This window comes from Streptomyces sp. Inha503 (assembly GCF_047215865.1).
Classification (GTDB): Bacteria; Actinomycetota; Actinomycetes; order Streptomycetales; family Streptomycetaceae; genus Streptomyces; species Streptomyces lycopersici.
This window is the reverse complement of sequence record NZ_CP178360.1, coordinates 11494367-11517369: the sequence shown is the minus strand read 5'-3', so window position 1 is coordinate 11517369 and position 23003 is coordinate 11494367. Positions and strand designations below refer to the sequence as shown.

Genomic DNA, 23003 nt, shown 5'->3' with positions numbered 1-23003 from the left:
ACGCCCCGCCGGACCGGACCTCGTCACGCCCGTTCCCGAAGCCACGTCACCCCGAACGACCGCGGTACGCACCACGACAAGACGCACACTCTCTCGACCCAGCCGAGGAAGAGCCATATGAGTGATCGCCCGCTGTACCCGCTCACCGCCTACCAACGGGACATCTGGTTCTCGGACGCCCTTTCACCCACGTCACCACAATTCTCGATCTCACTGCGCGAAAAGTTCTCGGGGGACATCGACCTGGAGGCCTTGAAGGCCGCCGTCGAGCACGTACTGGCCCGCCACGACGCGTTCCGGATCCGCTTCGGAAGCGCCGATGGCGAGCCCTACCAGTGGCTGGAGCCGGAGGAGCCACGGCTGACGGTGGTGGACTTCCGGGCCGGGACCGACGCGGAGGCGGCCCGTGCGGCCCGGGCGGACGAGCGCGGGGCGGTACGGCTGCCGGTCCTGGGCGAGCGGCTGTACGACGCGGTACTGCTGCGCACGAGCGACACCGAGGCGCACTTCCACCTCACGGCGCACCACCTGATCTCGGACGGCTGGTCACTGCACGAGGTCAGGAAGCAGATCCGAGTCCGCTACGCGGAAGTGCGACGGGGCGAGGAGGCCACGGACTTCACCGCGCCGTCCTTCGTGGATTTCATCGCCGAGGACACCCGCTATCGCGCTTCCGAGTCCTACAGGCAGGACCGCCAGTTCCTCAACTCCGCCCTGTCCGGAGCCGAACCCCGGCTCTTCGCCCGGAAGAACGCCGCCCCATCGCTCGGCCGCCGCACCTCCTTCGTCGTCGAAGCGGAAGTCGTCGACCGGATCCTGGCGGGTGGGAACTCCCCGTTCTCCGTCATCGCGGCGGCCTTCGGCACCTGCCTGGCGAGGATGCACCGGACGGACGAGGCGATCCTCGGCATCCCCATGCTCAACCGGCACTCGGCCGAAGAGCGGCAGGTGCTCGGCCTGTTCACCAATGTGCTGCCGCTACGCGTCGCGGCCGACGGCGGCCGGTCGATGACGGAGCTGGCGCAGCGGGTGCGGGGCCGCGTCCGCGAGCTCCAGGAACATCAGCGCGTTCCGCTCGCGGATGTGCTGCGCGACCGGTCCCCGGCGGACGTCGGCCCGCTCTTCGACGTGACGATCAGCTATCTGAACTTCCCGGCCCCGCCGAGTGTGCCCGGTCTGTCGGTGCACACCGGCATGGAGCTGGAACTCCTCGAGGGCAACGCGCTCGCGATCGTCGTCCAGGCCCATGGAGACACCAGCGAACTGGGTGTCGATCTGGTGTACGCCGCCGATGTCTTCGACGACGACCTTCCCATCACCGAGGTCGTCCAGGCGGTACGTACCCTGATCCGGCAGGGACTCGACCAGCCGGACCGCCCGGTCGGCGCACTCCCCGCGACGGCCGCCATGCGGAGCCTGCCGAGCGTGAGCGCGCGGCAGGCCGACGGCCGGTCACACTCCGAGGAGGCCCTGCCGGAGTCCGGTGACGGCACCCCCCGTACCGAAATGGAGGCCGAGCTGGCAGCCATCTGGGCCGAGGTGCTGAACGTGCCCTCGGTCGGCGTCCACGACAACTACTTCGTGCTCGGCGGCGACTCGATCACGATGCTGAAGGTACGCGCCGCGGGCGAGCGGAAGGGTATCCACTTCTCCGTCACCGACATCGTCAAGAGCCCCACGGTCGCGAAGCTGGCCACCCAGGCGGTCCGGACTTCCGGAAACGAGCCGAAGTCCTCCGCCCTGGCGCCCCTGGAGCTGGTTCCCGCCGTGGACCGAGGACGGCTCACGGCACTCGAGGACGCCTTTCCGCTGACCCGGGTGCAGCTCGGGCTGCTGTACCACAGCCGCCGACACGAGAACTCCGCGGTGTACAACGACGTGTTCCAGTACTCGATCGCCGCGGCCTGGCACGAGAAGGAGTTCCGGGCGGCCTTCGCCGGGCTCGTCCGGCGTCACCCGGTGCTGCGCTCCTCCTTCGACCTGGCCTCCTACTCGCAGCCGCTACAGCTCGTGCACCACGAGGTGCGGGGCGGGCTGAACATCGTGGATCTGCGGACCCTGCCGAAGACCGACGCCGACGCCGCGATCCTGGCGCATATCGAGCAACGGCGGTTCTTCCGGTACGAGTTCGAACAGGCACCCCTCTACCTGTTCCAGGTCCACGTCCGCGACGGCGCCCTGGAACTGGTCTTCAGCTTCCACCACGCGATCCTCGACGGCGGCAGCGTGGCGAACCTGATAGCCGAGCTGTTCCAGGACTACGCGCATGGCATCGGCGCGGACATCGCCGCGGTCCCGGACGGCGAACTGCCCTCACCGGCCCACCACGTCCGCGAGGAACTGCTCGCGCTGGACTCCGCGGACAGCCGCGAGTACTGGCAGAAGGCCCTGAGCGGCGCGGCACCGCCGCAGCTGGACGGATTCCGCCTCTCCCGGTCCCCCGGCGGCACGGGGCAGGTCGTGCACCACGCCGAGCTGCCCGCGCGCCTGGAGGAATCCGTGCGCCACTTCGCCGCCGAGCACGAACTCCCCGTCAAATCCGTGCTGTTCGCCGCCCACTGCCTCACGCTGGGAACACAGTTCTCCGCGGAGGACTTCGTCACCGGTCTGATCACGCACGGCCGGCCCGAGGTTCCCGAGGCGGAGCGGATCCTCGGCCTGTTCCTCAACAGCATGCCGGTCCGGGTGAACACCTCGGGACTGACCTGGCTCGAGACGGCTCGCACGCTGTTCGCACGGGAGCAGGAAAGCCACCCCCACCGGCGCTACCCGCTGAGCGCCATCCAGGATGACGACGACGGGGACTTCGTCCTGGAGTCCGCCTTCAACTACGTCCACTTCAACCAGCTGGCCGCCGCGCTCCGGCTGCCCCAGGTACGGCTGCTGGACTTCCGCACCTGGGAGGAGACCAACTTCAAGATCCTGGTCAACGCGTATGTCGACCCGGTCGACGACGGCATCCGATTACGTGCCGACTTCGACGGGACCGTCTTCACCCCCGACCACGCCGAGCTGTTCGTCAACACCTACATCCACGTACTGCGGCGGCTCACCGAACGTCCCCAGGAGCGCGTGGACTTCGGATTCCTCTCGCCGGAACCGGCCCGGACACCTCGGGCCGCGACACCCCCGGATGTGGTCACCCTCTTCGCCGAGCAGGCCGCACGCACCCCGGACGCGATCGCGGTGGCCTTCGACGGCGGCCGGTGGACCTATCGGGAACTGCGGCAGACCGCCGACCGGATCACCGGACACCTGCGTGCCGCCGGGGTCGGTACCGGTGACCGGGTGGCGATCGCACTGGACAGATCGCCGGAGCTGATCGCGGTGGTCCTGGGCATCGCCCGGGCCGGTGCGGCCAGCGTCCCGCTGGACACGAGCTACCCAGCGCGGCGGCTGCGCCTGATGCTGGAGCAGGCACGGCCCGTCCGCGTCATCAGCGACCCCGCACACGCCCACCTCGCCGGTGACCGGGAAGACGTGCTGCTGCTCGAGACCGTCACCGGCCGGAGCCACCCCGGCGCCCAGGACCTGCCGGTGGCGGCCATCTCCCCCGAGGACACCGCCTACGTGCTGTTCACCTCCGGCTCCACCGGAGAGCCCAAGGGCGTGCGGATGCCGCACCGCTCACTGGCGAACCTGATCGCCTGGCAGAACAGCGCGCCCAGCGGGGCACCCGGCGGCACCACACTCCAGTTCGCGCCGCTGAGCTTCGACGTCTCCTTCCAGGAGATCTTCTCCACCCTGACCTCCGGCGGTACCCTCCGGCTGCTCTCCGAGACGCAGCGCCGGGACGCCCGGGTGCTGCTCGAACTCATCGACACCGCCCGGGTGGAACGGGTCTTCCTGCCCTACGTCGCGCTCCAGCAGCTCGCCGAGGTCTCGCACGCACTCGGCCTGGTGCCGGGCCATCTGCGGGTCATCGTCTCCTCGGGTGAGCAACTGCGGGTGACGGAGGAGATCCGGCAGCTGTGTGCGGCGCTGCCCGACGTAGTGCTGGAGAACCAGTACGGCCCCACCGAGTCACACGTGGTCACCAGCTTCACCATGACCGGACCGGCGAGCGCGTTCCCGTCCCTTCCCCCCATCGGCTCGCCGATCGCGGGCTGCGCGGTGCATGTGCTGGACGAGCGATTACGGCCGACACCGACGGGCAGCCGGGGCGAGATCTACCTGGACGGCGCCTGCCTGGCCGACGGCTACATCGGCAGACCGCGGCTGACCGCCGAACGCTTCCCGCCGAACCCGTTCACCGGCGAGGGCAAGCTGTACCGCACCGGCGACCTCGGCCGGGTACTGCCCGGCGGCGACATCCTCTGTCTCGGCCGGGCGGACTCACAGGTGAAGGTGCGTGGATTCCGCGTCGAGCCCGCCGAGGTCGAGCTCACGATCACCGGCAACCCGGACCGCTTCCGGGGGATCAGCGAGGTCGCGGTGGTGCCCCGCCGTCGGGAGGGCACGGACGCCTTTCTCGCCGCCTTCCTGGTCGGTGACGCCGACGGGGACACCCAGGCCGGTCTGGAGCGGATCCGCGCCGAACTGCGCCGGACCCTGCCCGAGCACATGGTCCCCTCGCACATCCAGTGGCTGCCGAGCCTCCCGCTCACACCGAGCGGCAAGCGGGACGACTCGGCGCTGCGCCGCGTCCCCTTGCGGACCGACGCACCCGACGAGACCACCGCGCCGCGCGACGCGTACGAGCGGACACTCGCGGAGATCCTGGCCGAGCTGCTCCAGGTGCCCCAGGTCGGGGTGCACAGCGACTTCTTCGACCTGGGCGGCACCTCGCTCACCGCGATGCGCCTGATCGTCCTGATCAAGCAGCGGTACGGGACGGACATCCCCATGTCGCGGTTCGTCACCACTCCCACGGTCGCGGGCCTGGCCGGGCTCCTGCGCTCCGGCGGTGCGCTGGCCACGTTCGATCCGCTCGTTCCGTTCCGCACCGACGGCACGCGCCCCCCGCTATTCTTCGTGCACCCGGCGGGCGGCAACGTGCTGTGCTTCACCCAGCTGAACCGGCACCTCCCGGCCGACCAGCCGTTCTACGGCCTTCAGGCGCCCGGTACCGAACTGGGCAGCGAGCCGCTGCGATCCGTGCCGGAACTGGCGAGCAGCTATCTCACGGCCATCCGGAAGGTGCGGCCGCGGGGCCCCTACGCCCTCGGCGGCTGGTCCTTCGGCGGCTTCGTGGCGCTGGAGATGGCACGGCAACTCCAGCAGGAGGGTGAGCGGACCTCGAACGTGTTCCTGCTGGACACGGTCGCGCTGGAGCCCGGCAAGCTCACCAGCATCGACGACGACGCCCTGCTGGCCTGGTTCTTCTGGGAGCTGCTCTTCCTTGAACTGGGCGGCGAATCGCCCGCGGCGCACATCCCGCGGGACATGGCCACCCTGGCGGAGAAGTTCGAGTTCATCGCGCAGCGCGGTGTGGACCTGGGCGTGCTGCCGCCGGGCAGTTCCGCGGCGATCGTGCGCCGGCTCTTCGGCGTGTACGCGGCCAACTGGCGTGCCGCCCTGGACTACAGCAAGGAGACGTTCGACCTGGACTTCACCCTGATGCGGGCCACGCAGCCGCTGCCGCAGGTCCTGCTGGACATGCACACCACCGCGGGCACCCTGCACCGGGAACCCGACAACGGCTGGGGCCGGCGCACCACCGGTGAACTCACCGTGGTCGAGGTGCCCGGCGACCACCTGCTGATCATGGAAGAGCCGTACGTACCCGTGATGGCCGCGAAGATCATGCGGATGGTCGACGAGACCACCGGAGGTGCCCGGTGAGCCGAGGACCGCTCAAGGCGATCGTCGTGGGCGCGGGCATCGGCGGACTGACCACCGCCATCGCCCTGCGCCGGGTCGGCATCGAGGTCGAGGTCTACGAGCGGGCCACCGAGCTGCGGGCCATGGGCTCCGCGCTCTCGGTGATGACCAACGCGGTCAACGCGCTGGCGAGCCTCGGCATCGACCTGCACCTCGAGAAGTACGGCCGGCGGATCGAACTGTTCCAGATCAGGACCGGCAGCGGCCGGCTCATCAAGACCAGGCCCTTCCCGGACGTCTGCCGCGACCTGGGCGCACCGAGCTTCTGCATCGGCCGCCCCGACCTCCAGCAGGCACTGCTCGTCCAGGCGGACGACTGCCGGATCGAACTGGGCGCCACCGCCACCGGATTCCGGCACTCCGGCGCCGGCGCCGAGGTCGTCTTCGACGACGGGCGCGCGGCGCGCGGCGATGTGCTGATCGGCGCGGACGGTTTCCACTCCGCCGTCCGGGGCCAACTGGCCGGGCTCGACGACGCCCGCGACGGCGGTTACGTCTGCTGGCTGGGCATCGTCCCCTTCACACACAGCCGGTTCACCGGTGGCTACGTCGGTCACTACTGGGGCAGCGGCCAACGATTCGGACTGATCGACATCGGCCACGGCCGGGCCTACTGGTGGGGCACCAAGAACATGCCCGCCCAGGACTCGCACCACTGGCGCGGCGGCAAGGAAGAGATCCTGCGTGCCTACACCGGCTGGGCCGACGAGGTGCGGGAAGTCATCCGGGTCACTCCGGAGGAGGACATCCTCGCGGTCCCCGCACAGGACCGGCCGTTCCTGGAGCGTTGGGGCCGGGGGCCGGTCACGCTGCTCGGCGACGCCGCGCACCCGATGCTGACCAGCCTCGGCCAGGGCGCCGCCGTGGCGATGGAGGACGCCGTCGTACTCGCCACCTGCCTGAAAGCGGCCGGTGACCCGGTCCAGGGCCTGCGCCGGTACGAGGACCTGCGCCGCGAGCGGACCCGCCTTCTGGTGACGGCCTCGCGGGCGGCCAGCGACGCCCAGCACCTGGAGAACCCCTGGCGGCGCACCCTCCGGGACCTCCGGCTCCGCTGCGCCCCGCGCCGCAGGCTGGTGGCCGAGGACACCGCTGTGCTCGCCTTCCCGCCGGTCCCGGCGGTGGACCTTGTCTGAGAAGCGGTGGACCTTGCCTGAGAAGCCGGACACAGCGGCACGGAGCACCCCTGCCGCGGCCGACGCCACGATCCCCGGACTGTTCGCGCGACAGGCCCGCCGCACCCCTGACCGGCCCGCGGTGACCTGCGGCGAAGAGACGATCAGCTATGCCGGTCTTGACGCCCGCTCCACCGGTCTCGCGGCCGCGCTCCGCGAACACGGTGTGCGGCCGGGCGACCGGGTCGGCGTGTGTCTGGCCCGCGGCATCGACCTGGTCGTCGCCCTGCTCGCCGTGCTCAAGGCAGGCGCCGCCTATGTGCCGCTCGATCCCGACTACCCGCCGCAGCGGCTGGCTTTCATCAGCGAGGACACCGGGCTGGAGGTGGCGGTCACCGATACCCACGTCCCCGGCCTGAAGCCGATTCCCGTGACCGCCGTGGCCACGCGCCCGGCCGGGCCGCTGCCGCTGCCGGGGCCCGACACGGTGGCGTACGTCATCCACACGTCGGGCTCCACCGGGCGGCCCAAGGGCGTTCTGGTGCCACACCGCAACGTGGCGGCACTGCTGGCCGCCACGGCCGCGGAGTTCGCCTTCGGCCAGGACGACGTGTGGACCCTGTTCCACTCCTTCGCGTTCGACTTCTCGGTATGGGAGGTCTGGGGCTGCCTGCTCACGGGCGGACGGCTGGTGGTCGTGGAGCACTGGACCGCACGCGACCCGCGGGAGTTCCACGCCCTGCTGACGGCCGAGCGGGTGACCGTACTCAACCAGACACCGTCGGCCTTCACACCGCTGCTGCGCACAGCGGGGTTCGGCGACGGCGAACTCCGGGTGCGGCTGCTGGTCTTCGGCGGAGAACCGCTCGACACCCGGGTGCTGATTCCCTGGTTCGAGCGCTACCCGCATACGCGGGTGGAGAACATGTACGGCATCACCGAGACCACCGTGCACTGCACCCGGCGCACGCTCACCCCGCAGGACGCCCGTCAGGGCACCCGCTCGGTCGGGCACGCGCTGCCCGGCTGGACCCTGCACGTCCTGGACGAACGGGGGCGGCAGGCCGCCCCTGGGGCGGTCGGCGAGATCTACGTCGGCGGCGCCGGAGTGGCCGACGGCTATCTGAACAGGCCCGAGCTGACCGCGCAGCGGTTCGTCCCCGACCGGATCACCGGCGGTGGCGGACCGCTGTACCGCAGCGGTGACCGCGGGCGCCTGCTGGGCAACGGCGAACTGGAGCACCTCGGCAGGCTCGACGACCAGGTCAAGATCCGCGGCCACCGGATCGAGCTCGGCGAGATCCGCGGCGTACTGCTGGAGCACCCGCACGTCCAGGACGCCACCGCGGTGGTGCGGGCCACCGCCGGCCCGGCGAACGCCTGTGTGGACGCCTATGTGGTGACCACCCGGCCCGACCGGGTGAGCACGCTCCGCGAGCTGCTGGCCCAGCGGCTTCCCGCGTACCTGGTGCCCGCCACCATCACCGCGCTCGACGCGTTCCCGCTCACCCCCAACGGCAAGATCGACACCAGTCGGCTTCCGGCCCCCGGGGTCCGTGAAGCCACCGACGCGGCGGACGCACAAGCGACCGATCCGGTGACCGAGCGGCTGACCGGCCTATGGCAACGCCTGCTGGAGACACCTGTCGGCCCGGACGACAACTTCTTCGAGTTGGGAGGCAACTCGCTGCTCTTCGCGCTCCTCGCCACCGAAATCCGGGAATCGGGTCTGGGCAGCGTGCCGCTGCGGGACCTGTACCTCACCACCACCTTGCGGGATATGGCAAGGCTCGTCCGTTCACTCGCCGACGGGACCTGAGCAGGCCGATCGCGGGCCGCCGCGCCGCCGGCGGCCCGCTCTCCACCACCTCGGAAAGGTAAGCCCCCATGCCTGTCGCACTGTTGTGCATCCCCTATGCCGGAGCCGGCGCCAGTCTCTTCCGCCAGTGGAAACGTCACTCCTTCCAGTGGATGGAAGTGGACCCGGTCCAACTTCCCGGCCGCGAGGAGCTGTTCGCCGCGGAACCCCTCACCAGCATGGCCGAGGTCGTCGACCTGTGCGTCGACCGGATCCGGAAGATGCCCCGGGAGGCACCGTTCGCCCTCTTCGGACACAGCTTCGGCGCGCTCGTCGCCTACGAGACGGCACAGCGCCTGGCCGCCGAAGGACCACGCCTGCCCGAACGCCTGATCGTGAGCGGCGCGGCCGCACCCTGGCTGCCCAGGCCGGTCACGGGAAGCGGCTCGCTGACCGACGACGAATTCGTCGCGCGAGTCCGCGAAGTCGTGGGATACGACCACCCCGCGTTCCACGACGCCGAGTTGCGCGGACTGCTGCTGCCGTCACTACGGGCGGACCTGGGCATCAACGATCAGTACACACCCAGCTCCACCGACCTGCTGCCGATCCCCCTCACCGTGCTGCGCGGGGCCGACGACCAGTTGGTGTCCCGGCAGGAGGCGGAGCTCTGGTCGAAGGCCACCTCGCAGCCCACCGAACTGCTCGAGCTGCCCGGCGACCACATGTACTTCTCACTGGACCCGAAGCCGCTGCTCACCGAACTCGACGCGGTTTTCGGCCCCGCGAGGGCTTCGGGGACCCCCAGTTGATCAGCCCCTCGGGTTGGACCGAGTATGGCGATGTGAACGAGACCGGTGGGCGGCTGCGACGGACCTGGATCGCACGGCTGGGTCCGCGGGGTGAGGTCGACCTCGACCGGGCGGCAAGCCCGCGCGCCATCGTCGAGGACGCCGTCGCGCGCTTCGGCGCGGACCCCGTGCGCTGGGCCATCGAGCTGAATTCCGTGGTCTTGCGGCGGATCCTCGGCGAGGTGCCGGTCCTCGGCGGGAGTCCGGCCGCGGTCGAACTGCTCCGCCGGGGCAATGAAGCGACCACCCTGCGGGCGCTGTTCACTCTGGCGGAAGGCCCGGCAGCCGCCCCGCCCACCGGTGAGGCGATCCTGGCGGGCATCCGCGAGTTCGTTCACCGGGCCATACCGCTCGAGCGGGTGCTGCACGGCGTCCGGGTCGGGCACGCGGCGACGACCGAGGCGTTCCTGCGGGCCTGTGCCGAGCTGGTCGACCCGGAGGAGGCGGTCGACGAGGTCACGGCGGTCTCCCGCGAGCTGTTCTCCTACGTCGATGAGCTTTCCGACACCATGATCCGCACCTACCTCGTGGAGCACGAGGTGTGGAGCACCAGCGCGGCCGCGGCACGGGCCGACCTGGTGCGTTCCCTGCTGAGCGATGCCACGGCGGCGGACGTCGACGAGGCGTCGGGGGTCCTCGGCTACAACTTGCGGCGGACCCACGAGGCGGTGGTGGTGTGGTCGGACTCGCCGAAGGGCGGCGCCACGCTCCAGGCGGCGGCGATCGAGGTGTTACGGGCCCGTGGCGCCACCACGACGCTGGTCATACCCGTGGCCTCAGGGCGGTTGTGGGCGTGGGGCACCGTACCTCCGGACGGGACGGACGAGTCGGACGCGACGAACGGGGCTCACTCACCCGGTTCATGGGAGACCATCACTGAGGCACTGTCCCGGCAGCGGATGCGGGCGGCCTTCGGGACCCCGGGTTCCGGCGTCGCGGGCTTCCGCCGCTCCCACCGCGAGGCCGAGCGCGGGGAGAGGGTCGAACGGCTGCGGCGCGAGGCCGGACGGGCTCCGAGGTACGCGACCGCCTACGCCGACGTCGCCGCCATCGCGCTGCTGGCCACCGATCTCGACGCGGCCGGTGACTTCGTACGACGTGAACTCGGCGGGCTCGCCGCCCGCGGCGCGCCCATGGAGGCACTGCGGACCACGCTCTACCACTACATCGGCGCCGAGCGCAGCCTCGTGGATGTCGCCCGACGCCTGCACGTGGCCAGGGGGACCGTGACCTACCGCGTGAAGCGGGCCCAGGAGGTGCTGGGACACGGCCTCGACGACCGCAGGTTCGCCCTCCACACCGCCCTGGCGCTCGCCGAGGAGTTGGGGGACGCGGTGCTCCTGCCGCGCGACGTCGAGCGGTGAGCCCGATAAACCGGTGAGCCCGATGAAGCGGTGAGCCCGATGAAGCGGTCGTGGCCCGGCCCGGCGGATCGACAACCGGCCCGGCGGACCAATGGGAGGCCGGATTCCTGAGCCGGCGGACCAAGCAGCCATCCCGGGAGCCGGGGTCTACTTCCTGATGTCGGACGAAGTGCCGCTCGAGGCCGTGCGTTCCGGCAGACGGATACCCAGCCCAACGGGAGGCCCCCGATGATCGACCGAGAGACCTTTACCGAGCTGATGAGCGGGGTGTGTGCCCCGGTCACCGTGGTCACGGCGACGACCGCCGACGGGCGGCCGCGCGGCAGCACCGTATCGAGCTTCGCCTCGCTCTCGCTCGACCCTCCGCTGGTGAGCTTCGCGCTTGACCGCGCCTCGGGACTGCTGGCCCACCTCCGGCCGGGCGACCGGGTGGGGGTGAACATCCTCGGCGCCCACCAGCGGGAGCTGGCGACCCGGTTCGCCCGCCGGCACCAGGGGGCGGGCTCGAAGTTCGACGGCGTCACCTGGACCGTCCGCGCCGGACTCCCCTACCTGCCCGAGTCCGCGGGCTGGACGGCCGGACGCGTCGAACGCCACCTGGACGGCGGTGACCACGTCCTGCTCGTCGTGAGCCCCGAGGAGGCCGAGTTGACCGCCGCGGCCCCGCTGATCTACGCGCGCCGGATCTTCGGCACCCACACCCCGCTCGCCGTCGCGAGCTGACCCGTACCCCGGATGATCCCTGACACCGAAGTGACGACGATGAACATGACCACGGACGTTCCCCGCACCACCGACGCCGCGCACCAGCTGCGGGCCGAACTCCTCGAACGCGCCGCCGCACTGCGGCCGCTGCTCTCCGGCAACGCCGATTCGGCCGACCGCGAGCGCGCAGTGCCCGCCGAGAACATCGGCGCCCTGGCCGAGGCCGGTCTGCTCTCGCTGATGCGGCCCGCCCGCTACGGCGGTCTGGAGACCGACCACCGCACCCTGCTGGAGGTCAGCCGCGAGATCGGGCGCGCCTGTGGCTCCACCGCCTGGGTGACCGCGCTGCTCAACGCCAACGCGTGGTTCGTCGGGCTCTTCCCCGCCCGCGCCCAGGACGACGTCTGGGCCCACACCCCGCACGCCCGGGTCGCCGGTGTCGTGACGCCCTCCGGTACCGCGCACGTGGCCGAGGGCGGGTACCGGGTCAGCGGGCGCTGGGCCCCCGCCTCCGGGTGCGCCCACGCCGACTGGGCGGTCCTCGGGGTAACCCGGCCGGACGCCGAAGGCACCCCGGACGCCGTCGGCATCGTACTCGCGCCGATGTCGGAGCTGACGATCGAGGACACCTGGTTCGTGGCGGGCATGCGCGGGACCGCATCGAACACCCTCCTCGGCGAGGACCTCTTCGTACCCGCACACCGCTTCCACTCCGTCCCCGACGCCATCGAGGGCCGCTACGCCACACCCTTCACCGACGAGGCGCTCTACCGGGCACCGTTCGTGCCGACCGCCGCGCTCGTACTGACCGGGCCCCAGCTCGGGCTGGCCGCGGCCGCCGTCGAGCTCCTGGTGGAGAGGGCTCCGCAGCGAGCGTTGACCCTGACCGGCTACACCTCCCAGGCCCAGGCACCCACCGTCCAACTCGCCGCCGCGCGCGCGGCGTCGCTCGCCGACTCCGCCCGACTGCACGCCTACCGTGCGGCGGCCGACATCGACCAGGCCGCACGGGCCGGGGTCTTCCCCGACTACGACGCCCGGGCACGGATGCGGATGGACGCGGGAATGGCGGCGGTCCACGCGCGTGAGGCGGTCCGCACCGTGTGCTCGGCCCAGGGGGCTTCGAGCTTCGGCGAGTCCAACCCGCTCCAGCGCATCTGGCGCGACATCGAGACCGGGAGCCGACACGCCGTCCTCAACCCCGAAGTGGCCGCCGAGATCTACGGGAAGTCGCTGTTCGGCATCCGGGGCACGGTGTCCGCCATGGTGTAGGACGAAGTTCGCCGACGATTGTCAGCGGCCCTCTCCTTCGAGTTCCCGGCGCACGGTGGCGGCGATGCGGGTGAGCGCGGTGCCGAGGTGGCGGCGCTGCGCGGCGCTGAGGGGGTCGAACACGAGTCGCCTCACCTGTGCGACGTGTTCCGGTGCGCTCGCCACGACCTTCTCCCGCCCGGCGTCGGTCAGGGTGGCGAGGGTGTATCGGCCGTCGGTGGGATCGGGCCGGCGGGCTACCCAGTCGCGGGCCTCGAAGCGGTCCATCACCTTCGACAGGCGGGGCTGGGTGCTGTCACATTCCCGGGCCAGGTCGCTGAGTCGCATCGTGGCCTCACCGGCCATGGACAGCCGGGCCAGAACGCCGTACTCGAAATTGGAGATGCCCGCATCTCGTTGCAGCTGGCGGTCGAGGGCCGCCGGAAGCGCGATGACGACGGTGAGCAGTGCCTGCCACACGTCTTGCTGATCGTCGTCGAGCCAGGGTGACTGAGTGTCCATGAGACCCATCGTACTTGCCCAGGCAACTCGAATGACTTGCCTGGGCAAGTCCTTGGGGTTACTTTCTGAGTTGCCTAGGCAAGTGAAAATTGATTGAGCCCCTTGCGTTGACATACGCAAATACACTGGAGGAAAGCGCCATGAAGGCAGTGCGTTACCACGGCTTCGGCGGCAGCGAGGTCCTGCGCTACGAGGACATCGAGCGCCCGGCCCCCGGCACCGGACAGGTGCTGGTGAGGGTGGCGGCCACATCGTTCAACCCGGTCGACGATCACATCCGCGCCGGGGTCCTGGCCGAGATGATCCCGGTCGCCCTCCCGCATGTGCCCGGGATCGATCTGGCGGGCACCGTCGCCGAACTCGGCGCGGAGGTGACGGGTCTGGAGGTCGGTGACCGGGTCGTGGCGATGCTGCCCCTCAACGCCGCGGGTGCGGCCGCCGAGTACGCGCTCGCCCCGGCCGAGGCCCTGGTCGCGGCGCCCCGGACGATCGAACTGGCCGACGCCGCGGCGCTGCCCCTGACCGGCCTGGCGGCCTGGCAGTCGTTGTTCGAACTCGCCGAGCTGAAGCCCGGGCAGACCGTCCTGGTCAACGGGGCAGGGGGTGCGGTGGGTGGCCTCGCGGTGCAGCTCGCCGCCGACGCGGGAGCACATGTGACCGCGGCGGCCGGTCCGCTCCACGCCCAGCGCCTGCGGAGCTACGGCGCGACCCGGGTCGTCGGCCACCTCGATCCCGCCGAGGGCCCGGCCGCCGTGGGTGGTCCGTTCCATGTCCTGCTGAACCTGGTGCGCGTCACACCGGAAGATGCCGCGCGGCTGTCGCGCTATGTCGCCGACGGCGGGGTCGCCGCGAGCGCGGCCGGCCCGATTCCCGAGGAACCCGCCCGGTCGATGCGTGCCGCGAACCTGTTCGTCCGCGGCGACGCAGCTCAGCTGACCGAGTTGGTCGCCATGGTCGATGACGGTCGGCTCCGGATCCACATCGCCGACCGCCGCCCGGTGGCCGAGTCACGCGCGGTGCATGAGGAGGCCGCCACCGGGCGGCTGCCCGGCAAGACCGTCCTGACCGCTCCCTGAGCACCCGGCCGGGCCACGCTCATGGATGAACGCCGTTCGCCGCGACGCTCGGCTCGCGCCGTCCGGCGGGGCCGGGCTGGTCCCGGATAAGCGTACGCAGCAGGTCCGCACCAACGTGGCGGCCTCCGTGAGGGGCTGCACCTCGGGGGTGCACAGGGACATCGCGGTGTGGAGCTGGGAATCGGCGAAACGGTAGGCGCGTACCTCATCGGGGGCGAAGTGGGCTCGGCTCGCCGTGAGCGGCAGGACGGTCACCCCGAGCCCGCTCACCCCCGCGTCGCGCAGCACCATGCCCGGCTCGATCTCGGCGACGACCGAACAGTGCAGCCCCGCGGCGTGGAAGGCGGCGTCGGTGATCCGCCGCACGGTGTGCACCTCGCTCGGCAGGATGAAGCCCAGCCGGCTCGCCTCCTTGAGTGTGATGGTGTCGCCACGGTTGGCGACGGGCGGGAGCCTGGCGCTGGAGATCAGACAGAAGTCCTCTTCCAGGACGTGCTCGAACACGACCCCCTTCACATACCCAGGCGCGGTGCTGGGCGTCGGTGAGCCCGCCCGCGTCCGCGACGGTTCCATGCCGAGCTGCTTCTGGAAGGCGAGACGGCCTTCGAACACAGGGCGGTAGGCGGCGGTGGCCTCCTGTGAGGTGCGGGCCGCGTAGTAGCCCGCCGTCCCGGCGCCGACCACGGCGAGGTCGACCGACTCCCGGCTGGTGGCGCTGCCGTGCCAGACCCGGATGGGCCGCTGGAGAGGTCTCGGCCACACCTCGGCTCGAGGCGACCGGCGGAAGCCGTCGAAGCCGAGCTCCTCCGCCAGCAGCGCGTCGTCGATCACCTCGCGGAATCGCTCACCGGTCGGCTTCTGGATCCCGGTCACCGGGTCCGGGGCGTGCACGATGAGGGTGATGGCCAGGAACTTCATGACGCGGCCCGGTTCTGGTGCGACTCGGTGCCGGGGTGGGCCAGGCCGAGGTGGTCGCGCAGGGTCGTGCCCTCGTACTCGGTGCGGAACACACCGCGCTCCTGGAGCAGCGGGACGACGGTGTCCGCGAAGGCGTCCAGCCCGCCGGGGGTGATGTGCGGTACGAGGATGAAGCCGTCGCTGGCGTCGGCCTGTACGAAGGAGTTGATGGTCTCGGCGACCGTGGTCGGGGAGCCGATGAACGACTGGCGGTTGCCGGTCTCGATGACCAGGTCGCGGATGGACCACTTGTTCGCCGCCGCCAGCTCCCGCCACTCCCGGGCGACGGCCAGCGGATCGCGGTACATCCGCACCTGGGCGCGGCCGCGGGCGATCGTGTGCTCACCGGGGTCGGGGTCGATGTCGGGCAGCGGGCCGTCCGGGTCGTACGCGGACAGGTCGCGGTTCCAGACGAACTCCAGGTGTTTGATCGCGGTGGCGCCGCTGACCTGTTGGCGGCGTACCTCGTGGGCCAGTTCCCGCGCCTCGGCGTCGGTGTCGCCGAGGACGAAGGTGGCGGCGGGCAGGATCAGCAGCTGGTCGTGGGTGCGGCCGTGGCGGGCGAGGCGGCCTTTGACGTCCGTGTAGAACGCCTGCCCCTCCTTGAAGGCGCTGTACCGGCTGAAGATGGCGTCGGCGCCGGCCGCGGCGAACTCCCGGCCTTCCTCGGAGTCACCGGCCTGGAAGATCACGGGGCGGCCCTGTGGGCTGCGCGGGACGTTGAACTGCCCGGCGATGTCGAAGTGCTGTCCCTGATGGGAGAAGGCGCCGGCCCGCGCGTCGCCGAGGAAGGTGCCGGATGCCTGGTCGGCGACGATCTCGTCGCCCCGCCAGGAGTCGAACAGCTCGGTGGCGGTGGCCAGGAACTCCTTGGCCCGGGAATACCGTTCGTCCTGCGGGAGGAAGCCGCCGCGGCGGAAGTTCTCCCCGGTGAAGGCGTCCCACGAGGTGACGACGTTCCACGCGGCGCGCCCGCCCGACAGGTGGTCGAGGCTGGCGAACTGGCGGGCCACCTCGTAGGGCTCGTTGAAGGTGGAGTTGATGGTGCCGGTCAGGCCGAGGCGGTCGGTGACGGCGGCGAGCGCGGACAGGACGGTGAAGGTGTCCGGCCGCCCCACCACGTCCAAGTCGTAGATCTGGCCGCCCTGTTCGCGCAGCCGCAGCCCCTCGGCGAGGAACAGGAAGTCGAACTTGGCGCGCTCGGCGGTGCGCGCGAAGTGGGCGAACGAGCTGAACTCGATATGGCTGCCCGCCTCCGGATCACTCCACACCGTGGTGTTGTTGACGCCGGGGAAGTGGGCCGCCAGGTGGATCTGCTTGAGCGGTGTGCTCATGGTCGGTGGTCCCTCCGGCTCAGACGGTGGCGTAGCGATTGGCGGGGCGGGCCAGGCCCAGCAGCCCGCGCAGGGTGTCGGCCTCGTAGGACCGGCGGAAGGCGCCGCGGCGCTGGAGTTCGGGCACCAGGCCGCGGGTGATCGCCTCGAGGTCGTGGCCGATCGCACCGGGGCGCAGCCGGAAGCCCGACAGCCCGGTCCGCTGCCAGGTCAGCAGCAGATCCGCGAGCTGTGCGGAGGTCCCGGTGAACACCTTGGCGTCGCTGGTGTACGGGTAGCCCGCGAGGGCGTCCAGGCGCTCCAGCCGGGCGGCCGCGGCACCCGGTTCGTCGTCGAGGAACACCACCAGGTCGCCGAAGAGGTGCACGGGCTCCGCCGCCCGGCCCGCCGCGGCCTGGTCGGCGCGGATCTCGGCGACGGTGGCGCGGGCCTGGTCCGTGTCGTGCGGGGTGAGGTAGCCGATGTCGGTGGAGGTCGCCACCAGCCGGTAGGGCACGCTCTGATGGGCCAGCGCGCTGACGACCGGCTGTCCCTGGGGCGGCCTGGGGGTGATCGAGGGGCCCTTGACGCTGAAGTGCCTGCCCTCGAAGTCGATGTAGTGCAGCTTGGCGCGGTCGATGAAGCGACCGGTGGCGACGTCCCGGATCTCGGCGTCGTCCTCCCAGCTGTCCCAGAGGCGGCGTACCACCTCGATGTAGTCGGTGGCCTCCTCGAAGAGCTCGGCGGTCAGCTCCCGGACCACCGGGCTGTCCAGATCCTCGGGGCCGAAGCGGGGAATGTCCCGGCGGCCGAAGTGTTCCGCCTCGTGGCTCCGCCTGGACACCCGGATCCGCAGCCCGGCGCGGCCGGTGCTGACGTAGTCCAGGGTGGCGATCGCCTTGGAGATGTGGAACGGCTCGGTGTGGGTGGCGACGACGGTCGGCACCAGCCCGATGTGCCGGGTCAGCGGTGCGACCCGGGAGGCGATGAGCACCGCGTCCAGCCGCCCGCGCACCTGGTCGGTGCGGCCGTCGGGCTCGGTGCGGTGCGTGGACTGGAGCGAGAGCCCGTCCTCGAAGGTCACGAAGTCGAGCAGCCCGCGTTCGGCCTCGGTGACGACATCGGTCCAGTACGCGGCGTCGAACAGCTCCCGGGGGCGGGCCTGCGGCTCGCGCCACGCGGCCGGATGCCAGCCCGCCCCGTCGAGCGCGACGGCGAGGTGCAAGGGGGTGGATGAGGACTCGGACACGAAGGGTGCCTCCCTGGTCGGCCATGGGTGATCACCGCGCCTCATCGGGAGGGCGCGGTGTCCTTGAGGTGATCAGGTCAGCGGCGACAGAGCGCGCCGGCCACGCGCAGCAGGTCGATGTGGTGCCGGGAGTACAGGCGGACACCCCGGCCCAGGGCCGGAGTCGGCGCGGGCGGGCTGGTCATCGGCCGCGACACCATCGCCTCCCGTTCCCGTGTCTCCGACGGGCCTTCGGGCCCAGGCTGATATCTCGGAACGCTACGTGAGGCCGGTGACCTCACGCAATCGTCAACTCGGACGGCGCCGCGGCATATTCCCCGGCGCCCATGGGTAACCCGACAAAAGTGTGGGCGACCCCGCTGACGCGTGGCACCCCGATGACGGGATCGGTGGAGATGTTCCGGACTGATCGCGACCGTTCGGACCCGCAACGCCCCACCGCATCCGCAGCCGCATCGGGACCGACCTCGCCGGCGGTTTCTATCCGGCACCGCACCGGTACGAGGTGTATCTGTCGCCCGGGTGCCCGTGTTCGCTGCGCGTCGCCATCACCCTCGCCCTGCTGCGGCTCGGCGACTCCATCGCCACCACACTCGTCGCCTCCCCGGGGGCCACGTCCGAGGCGGCCACGTCCCTGCGCGGGGCCTACGAGGCCACCTGGCACCACTACGACGGACCGCTGACCGTGCCCGCGCTGTGCGACCGGTGGAGCGGACGCGTGGTCAGCAACCACACGCCCGACATCCTCCGCGATCTCGCGACGCGCCTCGGTGACCCGGGCGAACCGGGTCGGCCCCGGCTGCGTCCGGCCGCGGTCGCCGCCGACATCGACGCCGTCCGCGCGCTCCTGGCGGACCTCCCCGCCGCGCTGGCGCCGCTCGACGCCCGGCTGGCCTCCGGGCCCTTCGTTCTGGGCGGCGAGCTGACCGCCGCGGATGTGGACCTATGGGCGGCGCTCGTGTACCTCGACGACCGCGACACCGACGGGGTGCCCCTCGCCACCCGGTATCCGCGCCTCGCCGGCTATGTGCGCCGACTGCGCTCCCATCCCGCCTTCCACCATGGCCTCGCGCTCACCCACGGCGTGCGGAAGGGGGCGGCGTGACCGGCACGGACCGCCTCCTGGCCCTGGATTCCGCGTCCCAGAACCTGCTGTTCCGGCAGGCCCACACCGCCAACGCCTTCGCGGACCGCTGCGAGTGGTTCTGGTGCGTTCCGCCACGGGCCGGGAGAGGCTGCTGCGCCACATGTCGCGGGGCAACCGGGAGAAGACCGCACTGGCACCGCTGGTCGCCGTGCTCGCCGTTGAGCGCTCGTCGGCCGTCCCGGACGGCGCGCTCCAGGCGGCGTACTTAATCATCGCGGTGCGCGCCGCCGGGCTGGCCGCCGGGCCGATGAGCGGATTCGACACGGAGGGCGTCGATCGAGAGTTCTTCGCCGACACGAAGCACTCGGCGCTGATGGTGGTCAACATCGGCTGGTCCGGGACGCCGCCGTGGCAGGGGCTGCCGGGTGCCACCGTCACGCCGTACGAGGCCAGGTGCAGCAGCGCGCTCTGCTCCTGCGCGACCGGCCCCCACAGCACGAGCCCGTCCTCGCACCGCACGTCGACGCCTTCGTCGCGCAGGGCGTCGCGGAGCAGGCCCCCGCGGCGAGGACGGCGTGGCGGGCGGTGAACCGGCGCTCGCCCAGGCGGCCACCGAAGTGGCGCAGGCACAGGTGGTGGCCGCGCAGGCGGTGGCCGCGCAGGCGGCCCTGCGGGTGGCGGAGCGGCTGTACGACGTGGGCGGGGCCTCGGCCACCCGGCGCGAGTTCAACTTCGACCGCCACTGGCGCAACGCCCGCACCCTGGTCAGCCACAATCCGATCGCCCACAAGGCACGTGTGGTGGGCGACTACCTCCTCAACGCCGAACCGCCGCCGCTGAACGGGTTCTTCTGAGCCCGCGCTTCGGTCGGCTGGGGACGGTACGCCCCCGTGGCACACGCGCCGCGGGGGAGAACACCGCCGACACACAGCCGTCACATCGGAATGGGCATGTGCGGCCGGTCCCGGGAGTTCACCCAGACATGACTGTAGGAGTCGCACTCACCGCGGCAGACGCGGACAACCAGATCGATGCCACCGTGCACCTCGCCAGGGAAGCCTCGGCCGCCGGGCTGCGGTCCGCCTGGTTCGGGCAGACCTTCGGCGCCGACTCGCCCCAGCTCGCGGCCATCGTCGGGCGCGAAGTACCGGATCTGCACGTGGGCACGTCCGCGATCCCGGTCTTCGGACGTCACCCGCTGCTCGTCTCCAGCCAGGCCCAGACCGCACAGGCGGCCACGCACGGCCGGTACCACCTCGGGCTCGCTCTCGGCACCAAGCTCCTGACCGAGGCGGGCTTCGGCATCCCCTTCGAACGCCCCATCGCCCGTCTGCGTGAATTCCTCACCGCACTGCGGCAGTTGACGGAGACCGGCGCCGCCGACTTCCACGGCGAACTGCTCACCGCGACCACGCCGATCCCCGCCCGCGTACCGGGTGCCGGGACCGGAGTACCGCTGCTCGTCGCCGCGATGGGCCCGCAGGCGCTGCGGGCCAGCGGGGAGCTGGCCGACGGCATCCTGCCGTACCTCGCCGGGCCCCGGGCCCTGGCCGAGCACATCGTCCCCGCCGTCACCGCGGCGGCGGACGCGGCCGGCCGTCCCGCGCCCCGCATCGTGGCGCTCGTACACGGTGTGGTCACCGACGATGCCGACGCGGTACGCGAGACGGTGGCCGGACAGCTCGCGTTCTACGAACAGATCCCCTCCTACGCGCGGGTCATCGCACTCTCCGGCGGCACCCGGGCCGTCGATGTGTCCGTGATCGGCGATGAGAAGGCCGTCGCCGCCGAGGTGCGGCGCTACCGGGACGCCGGGGCGACGGAGGTGGTGTTCTCTGGGACGGAGGCCGCCGGTGAGGCCGCCCGGCGCCGCACCTGGGCGCTCCTGGGGGAGCTCGCGGGCTGAACCCCGGGGTTCACCCGCTGGCCCGCGCCCCTCCCCTGTCCTCCCTGACGTCCCGAACCGACCATCCCGGACCGAACGTCCCGACCCGAACGTCCCAAGCCCAACATCCCGAAAGAGAAGGAAGACACTGAAGGCATGACCACTTACCGCACCCTCGGCCGTACCGGCGTGAAGGTCAGCCCCCTGACGCTCGGCGCGATGAACTTCGGCGCCTGGGCCAACCGCGACCACGACGACGCCGTCAAGATCATTCACCAGGCCCTCGACGCGGGCATCAACGTCATCGACACGGCCGATGTGTACTCCCAGGGCGAGAACGAGGAGATCGTCGGCAAGGCCCTCGCGGACGGCCGCCGCGACGATGTGTTCCTCGCGACCAAGTTCCACGGCCAGATCGGCGACAACCCGAACCACCAGGGCAACTCACGCCGCTGGATCCACCGGGCCGTCGAGGACAGCCTGCGCCGCCTGGGCACCGACCACATCGACCTCTACCAGGTCCACCGGCCCGACCCCGCCACCGACTTCGAGGAGACGCTCGGCGCCCTCGACGACCTCGTACGGCAGGGCAAGATCCGCTACTTCGGCACCACGACCTTCGAGCCGCACCAGATCGTCGAGGGCCAGTGGATCGCCGAGCGCCTGCGCCGTCAGCGTCCCGTCACCGAGCAGCCCCCGTACTCCATCCTGGCCCGGGCGGCGGAGCGGGCGGTGCTGCCCGTCGCCGAGCGGTACGGTCTTGGTGTCCTGCCGTGGAGCCCGCTGGCCGGTGGCTGGCTGTCCGGTCGCTACCGCAAGGGGGACACCACGCATGCCGTGTCCAGCCGTCTGGGGCGCCAGCCGCACCGGCACGATCCGGAGCTGGCGGCCAACAAGCGCAAGCGCGAGGCGGCGGAGCGGCTCGCCGAGCTGGCCGACGAGGCGGGTCTGTCGCTGATTCACCTGTCCCTGGCGTTCGTGCTGGAGCACCCGGCCGTGTCGACTGTGATCATCGGCCCGCGCACCCAGGAGCACCTGGTGAGCCAGCTCGGCGCCGTCGACGTCCGTCTCTCGCGGGACGTGCTCGACCGGATCGACGAGATCGTGCCGCCCGGCATCACGATCAGCCCGGCCGACGAGGGCTACCAGCCCCCGTCGCTCACCGACCCGGCCGCCCGCCGCCGCCCGGCCGCGCGCGACTGAGCCCCGGAGGGGTGGTGGCGGCTTGCGGGTGCGCGGAGCAACGCAGGCGGCTGCTTCCCGCGCGGCTGGTGGTGTATTTCGTGCTGGGGCCGGCGTTGTTCTCTCCGGCTCCGTATCCGGAAGTGATGCGGCACCTGGTGGAGGGGCTGCGGGGCCAGGGGCTGCTGGGCGGCTGGCATGTGCCGGCGAAGTCCTCGCTGTTCCGGGCCCGGCAGCGGCTGGGCTGTGAGCCGTTGCGGGTGCTGTTCGCCACGACCGCCAACCGCGTACGCGGACGCCGCGGGCCGTCCCCGGCCGCGCATCTGGGTGTCCTTCCGGCCGATCGTCGCCCCCACCGACGAGCTGGCCTGGGAGAAGGCCCACCGCACGCTGGGCGCGGTCAAGGCCAACCACGCCGAGCGGGCCAAGCGCCGCCACTACCCGGCGGTCGGCCGGGGCACCCCGGCCAACGTCGGATCGCGGCGGCTGCTGGCCGTCGCCGAGCGCGGCGGGGTGCACGACCGCTGCCTGTGGACCGTGCCCGCCGCGGCCACGAACGCCGCCGGTGCCTCCACGGCGCTGGTCGGCTCCCCGGAGACGGTCGCCAAGGCGCTGCTCGACTACGTGGACATCGGCTGCGAGCTGCTGTCCATCCGCGGCTACGGCCCGCTCAACGACGCCATCGACTACGGGCGTCACGTACTGCCGCTGGTCCGTCAGGAACTGGCGCACCGCGCCGCCACCTCGGCCGCCTGACGTCCGACCGTCGGCGAGCGGTACGGGGGTCCCGCCCTCGGGGTGGCGCCCACCGCGCGCATCCTGCAC

17 protein-coding genes and 4 pseudogenes are annotated in these 23003 nt (G+C 71.5%); 15 read left to right on the top strand and 6 right to left on the bottom strand.

From position 1 onward, the window contains the following. Positions 1-117 precede the first annotated feature (117 nt). The 7 genes from ACJX2R_RS47425 (at position 118) to ACJX2R_RS47395 (ending at position 12928) form a co-directional block, all read left to right on the top strand. Positions 118-5784: an amino acid adenylation domain-containing protein gene (locus ACJX2R_RS47425; RefSeq protein WP_413105196.1), complete on the top strand. Its 5667-nt coding sequence runs from the start codon at positions 118-120 to the stop codon at positions 5782-5784. Next, complete coding sequence (locus ACJX2R_RS47420) at positions 5781-6959, top strand: FAD-dependent monooxygenase (RefSeq protein WP_413105195.1); 1179 nt, start codon at positions 5781-5783, stop codon at positions 6957-6959. The genes ACJX2R_RS47425 and ACJX2R_RS47420 overlap by 4 nt, the downstream gene beginning before the upstream one ends. Before the next feature lie 13 nt (positions 6960-6972). Next, positions 6973-8757, top strand: a complete 1785-nt coding sequence (locus ACJX2R_RS47415; protein WP_413105194.1) for an amino acid adenylation domain-containing protein — start codon at positions 6973-6975, stop codon at positions 8755-8757. Between the two features lie 68 nt (positions 8758-8825). Continuing rightward, positions 8826-9548 carry a thioesterase II family protein gene (locus ACJX2R_RS47410; RefSeq protein WP_413105193.1) on the top strand — a complete coding sequence of 241 codons (723 nt, stop codon included), beginning with the start codon at positions 8826-8828 and terminating at the stop codon, positions 9546-9548. 32 nt (positions 9549-9580) lie between these two features. Further along, positions 9581-10951, top strand: coding sequence for a PucR family transcriptional regulator (locus ACJX2R_RS47405; protein ID WP_413105192.1), 1371 nt, complete (start codon positions 9581-9583; stop codon positions 10949-10951). 228 nt (positions 10952-11179) lie between these two features. Next, entirely contained in the window at positions 11180-11674 is a 495-nt protein-coding gene (locus tag ACJX2R_RS47400) for a flavin reductase family protein (RefSeq protein ID WP_413105191.1), read from the top strand. A gap of 39 nt (positions 11675-11713) precedes the next feature. Further along, positions 11714-12928 carry an acyl-CoA dehydrogenase family protein gene (locus ACJX2R_RS47395; protein WP_413105190.1) on the top strand — a complete coding sequence of 405 codons (1215 nt, stop codon included), beginning with the start codon at positions 11714-11716 and terminating at the stop codon, positions 12926-12928. Between the two features lie 21 nt (positions 12929-12949). On the opposite strand, the gene ACJX2R_RS47390 is transcribed toward ACJX2R_RS47395, so the two are convergent. After that, on the bottom strand, positions 12950-13429 hold the full coding sequence (locus ACJX2R_RS47390) for a MarR family winged helix-turn-helix transcriptional regulator (RefSeq protein WP_413105189.1): 480 nt from the start codon (positions 13427-13429) through the stop codon (positions 12950-12952). Positions 13430-13569: 140 nt separating this feature from the next. Between ACJX2R_RS47390 and ACJX2R_RS47385 the strand changes: the two genes are divergently transcribed. Then, complete coding sequence (locus ACJX2R_RS47385; RefSeq protein ID WP_413105188.1) at positions 13570-14505, top strand: NADP-dependent oxidoreductase; 936 nt, start codon at positions 13570-13572, stop codon at positions 14503-14505. On the opposite strand, the gene ACJX2R_RS47380 is transcribed toward ACJX2R_RS47385, so the two are convergent. From ACJX2R_RS47380 to ACJX2R_RS47360, 5 genes and pseudogenes are all read right to left on the bottom strand, one after another. Beyond that, positions 14437-15078 carry a LysR substrate-binding domain-containing protein gene (locus ACJX2R_RS47380; protein ID WP_413106131.1) on the bottom strand — a complete coding sequence of 214 codons (642 nt, stop codon included), beginning with the start codon at positions 15076-15078 and terminating at the stop codon, positions 14437-14439. The two genes, ACJX2R_RS47385 and ACJX2R_RS47380, sit on opposite strands and share 69 nt — an antisense overlap. After that, positions 15076-15423: pseudogene (locus ACJX2R_RS47375) on the bottom strand (hypothetical protein); the annotation flags it as partial. The gene ACJX2R_RS47380 and the pseudogene ACJX2R_RS47375, both read right to left, overlap by 3 nt. After that, a complete protein-coding gene (locus ACJX2R_RS47370) occupies positions 15420-16796 on the bottom strand; it encodes an NtaA/DmoA family FMN-dependent monooxygenase (RefSeq protein WP_413105187.1) in 1377 nt (458 codons plus the stop codon). The gene ACJX2R_RS47370 and the pseudogene ACJX2R_RS47375, both read right to left, overlap by 4 nt. Positions 16797-16815: 19 nt before the next feature. After that, positions 16816-18069 carry an LLM class flavin-dependent oxidoreductase gene (locus ACJX2R_RS47365; protein WP_413105186.1) on the bottom strand — a complete coding sequence of 418 codons (1254 nt, stop codon included), beginning with the start codon at positions 18067-18069 and terminating at the stop codon, positions 16816-16818. A 32-nt stretch (positions 18070-18101) separates the two neighbouring features. Then, complete coding sequence (locus ACJX2R_RS47360; RefSeq protein WP_317259499.1) at positions 18102-18209, bottom strand: putative leader peptide; 108 nt, start codon at positions 18207-18209, stop codon at positions 18102-18104. 320 nt (positions 18210-18529) lie between these two features. Between ACJX2R_RS47360 and ACJX2R_RS47355 the strand changes: the two genes are divergently transcribed. The 7 genes and pseudogenes from ACJX2R_RS47355 to ACJX2R_RS47325 all read left to right on the top strand — a co-directional run. Further along, positions 18530-19129 carry a glutathione S-transferase C-terminal domain-containing protein gene (locus ACJX2R_RS47355; RefSeq protein WP_413105185.1) on the top strand — a complete coding sequence of 200 codons (600 nt, stop codon included), beginning with the start codon at positions 18530-18532 and terminating at the stop codon, positions 19127-19129. After that, positions 19126-19523, top strand: a pseudogene (locus ACJX2R_RS47350) (nitroreductase family protein); the annotation flags it as partial. The gene ACJX2R_RS47355 and the pseudogene ACJX2R_RS47350, both read left to right, overlap by 4 nt. 163 nt (positions 19524-19686) lie before the next feature. After that, complete coding sequence (locus ACJX2R_RS47345) at positions 19687-19965, top strand: hypothetical protein (RefSeq protein WP_413105184.1); 279 nt, start codon at positions 19687-19689, stop codon at positions 19963-19965. 128 nt (positions 19966-20093) lie between these two features. Further along, the gene (locus ACJX2R_RS47340; RefSeq protein ID WP_413105183.1) at positions 20094-21017 is read left to right on the top strand and encodes an LLM class F420-dependent oxidoreductase; all 924 of its coding nucleotides are present in this window, start codon (positions 20094-20096) and stop codon (positions 21015-21017) included. A gap of 135 nt (positions 21018-21152) precedes the next feature. Continuing rightward, positions 21153-22199: an aldo/keto reductase gene (locus ACJX2R_RS47335; protein WP_413105182.1), complete on the top strand. Its 1047-nt coding sequence runs from the start codon at positions 21153-21155 to the stop codon at positions 22197-22199. A gap of 11 nt (positions 22200-22210) precedes the next feature. Then, a pseudogene (locus tag ACJX2R_RS47330) lies at positions 22211-22438 on the top strand (transposase domain-containing protein); the annotation flags it as partial. Between the two features lie 25 nt (positions 22439-22463). Next, a pseudogene (locus ACJX2R_RS47325) lies at positions 22464-22934 on the top strand (LLM class flavin-dependent oxidoreductase); the annotation flags it as partial. Positions 22935-23003: the final 69 nt, after the last annotated feature.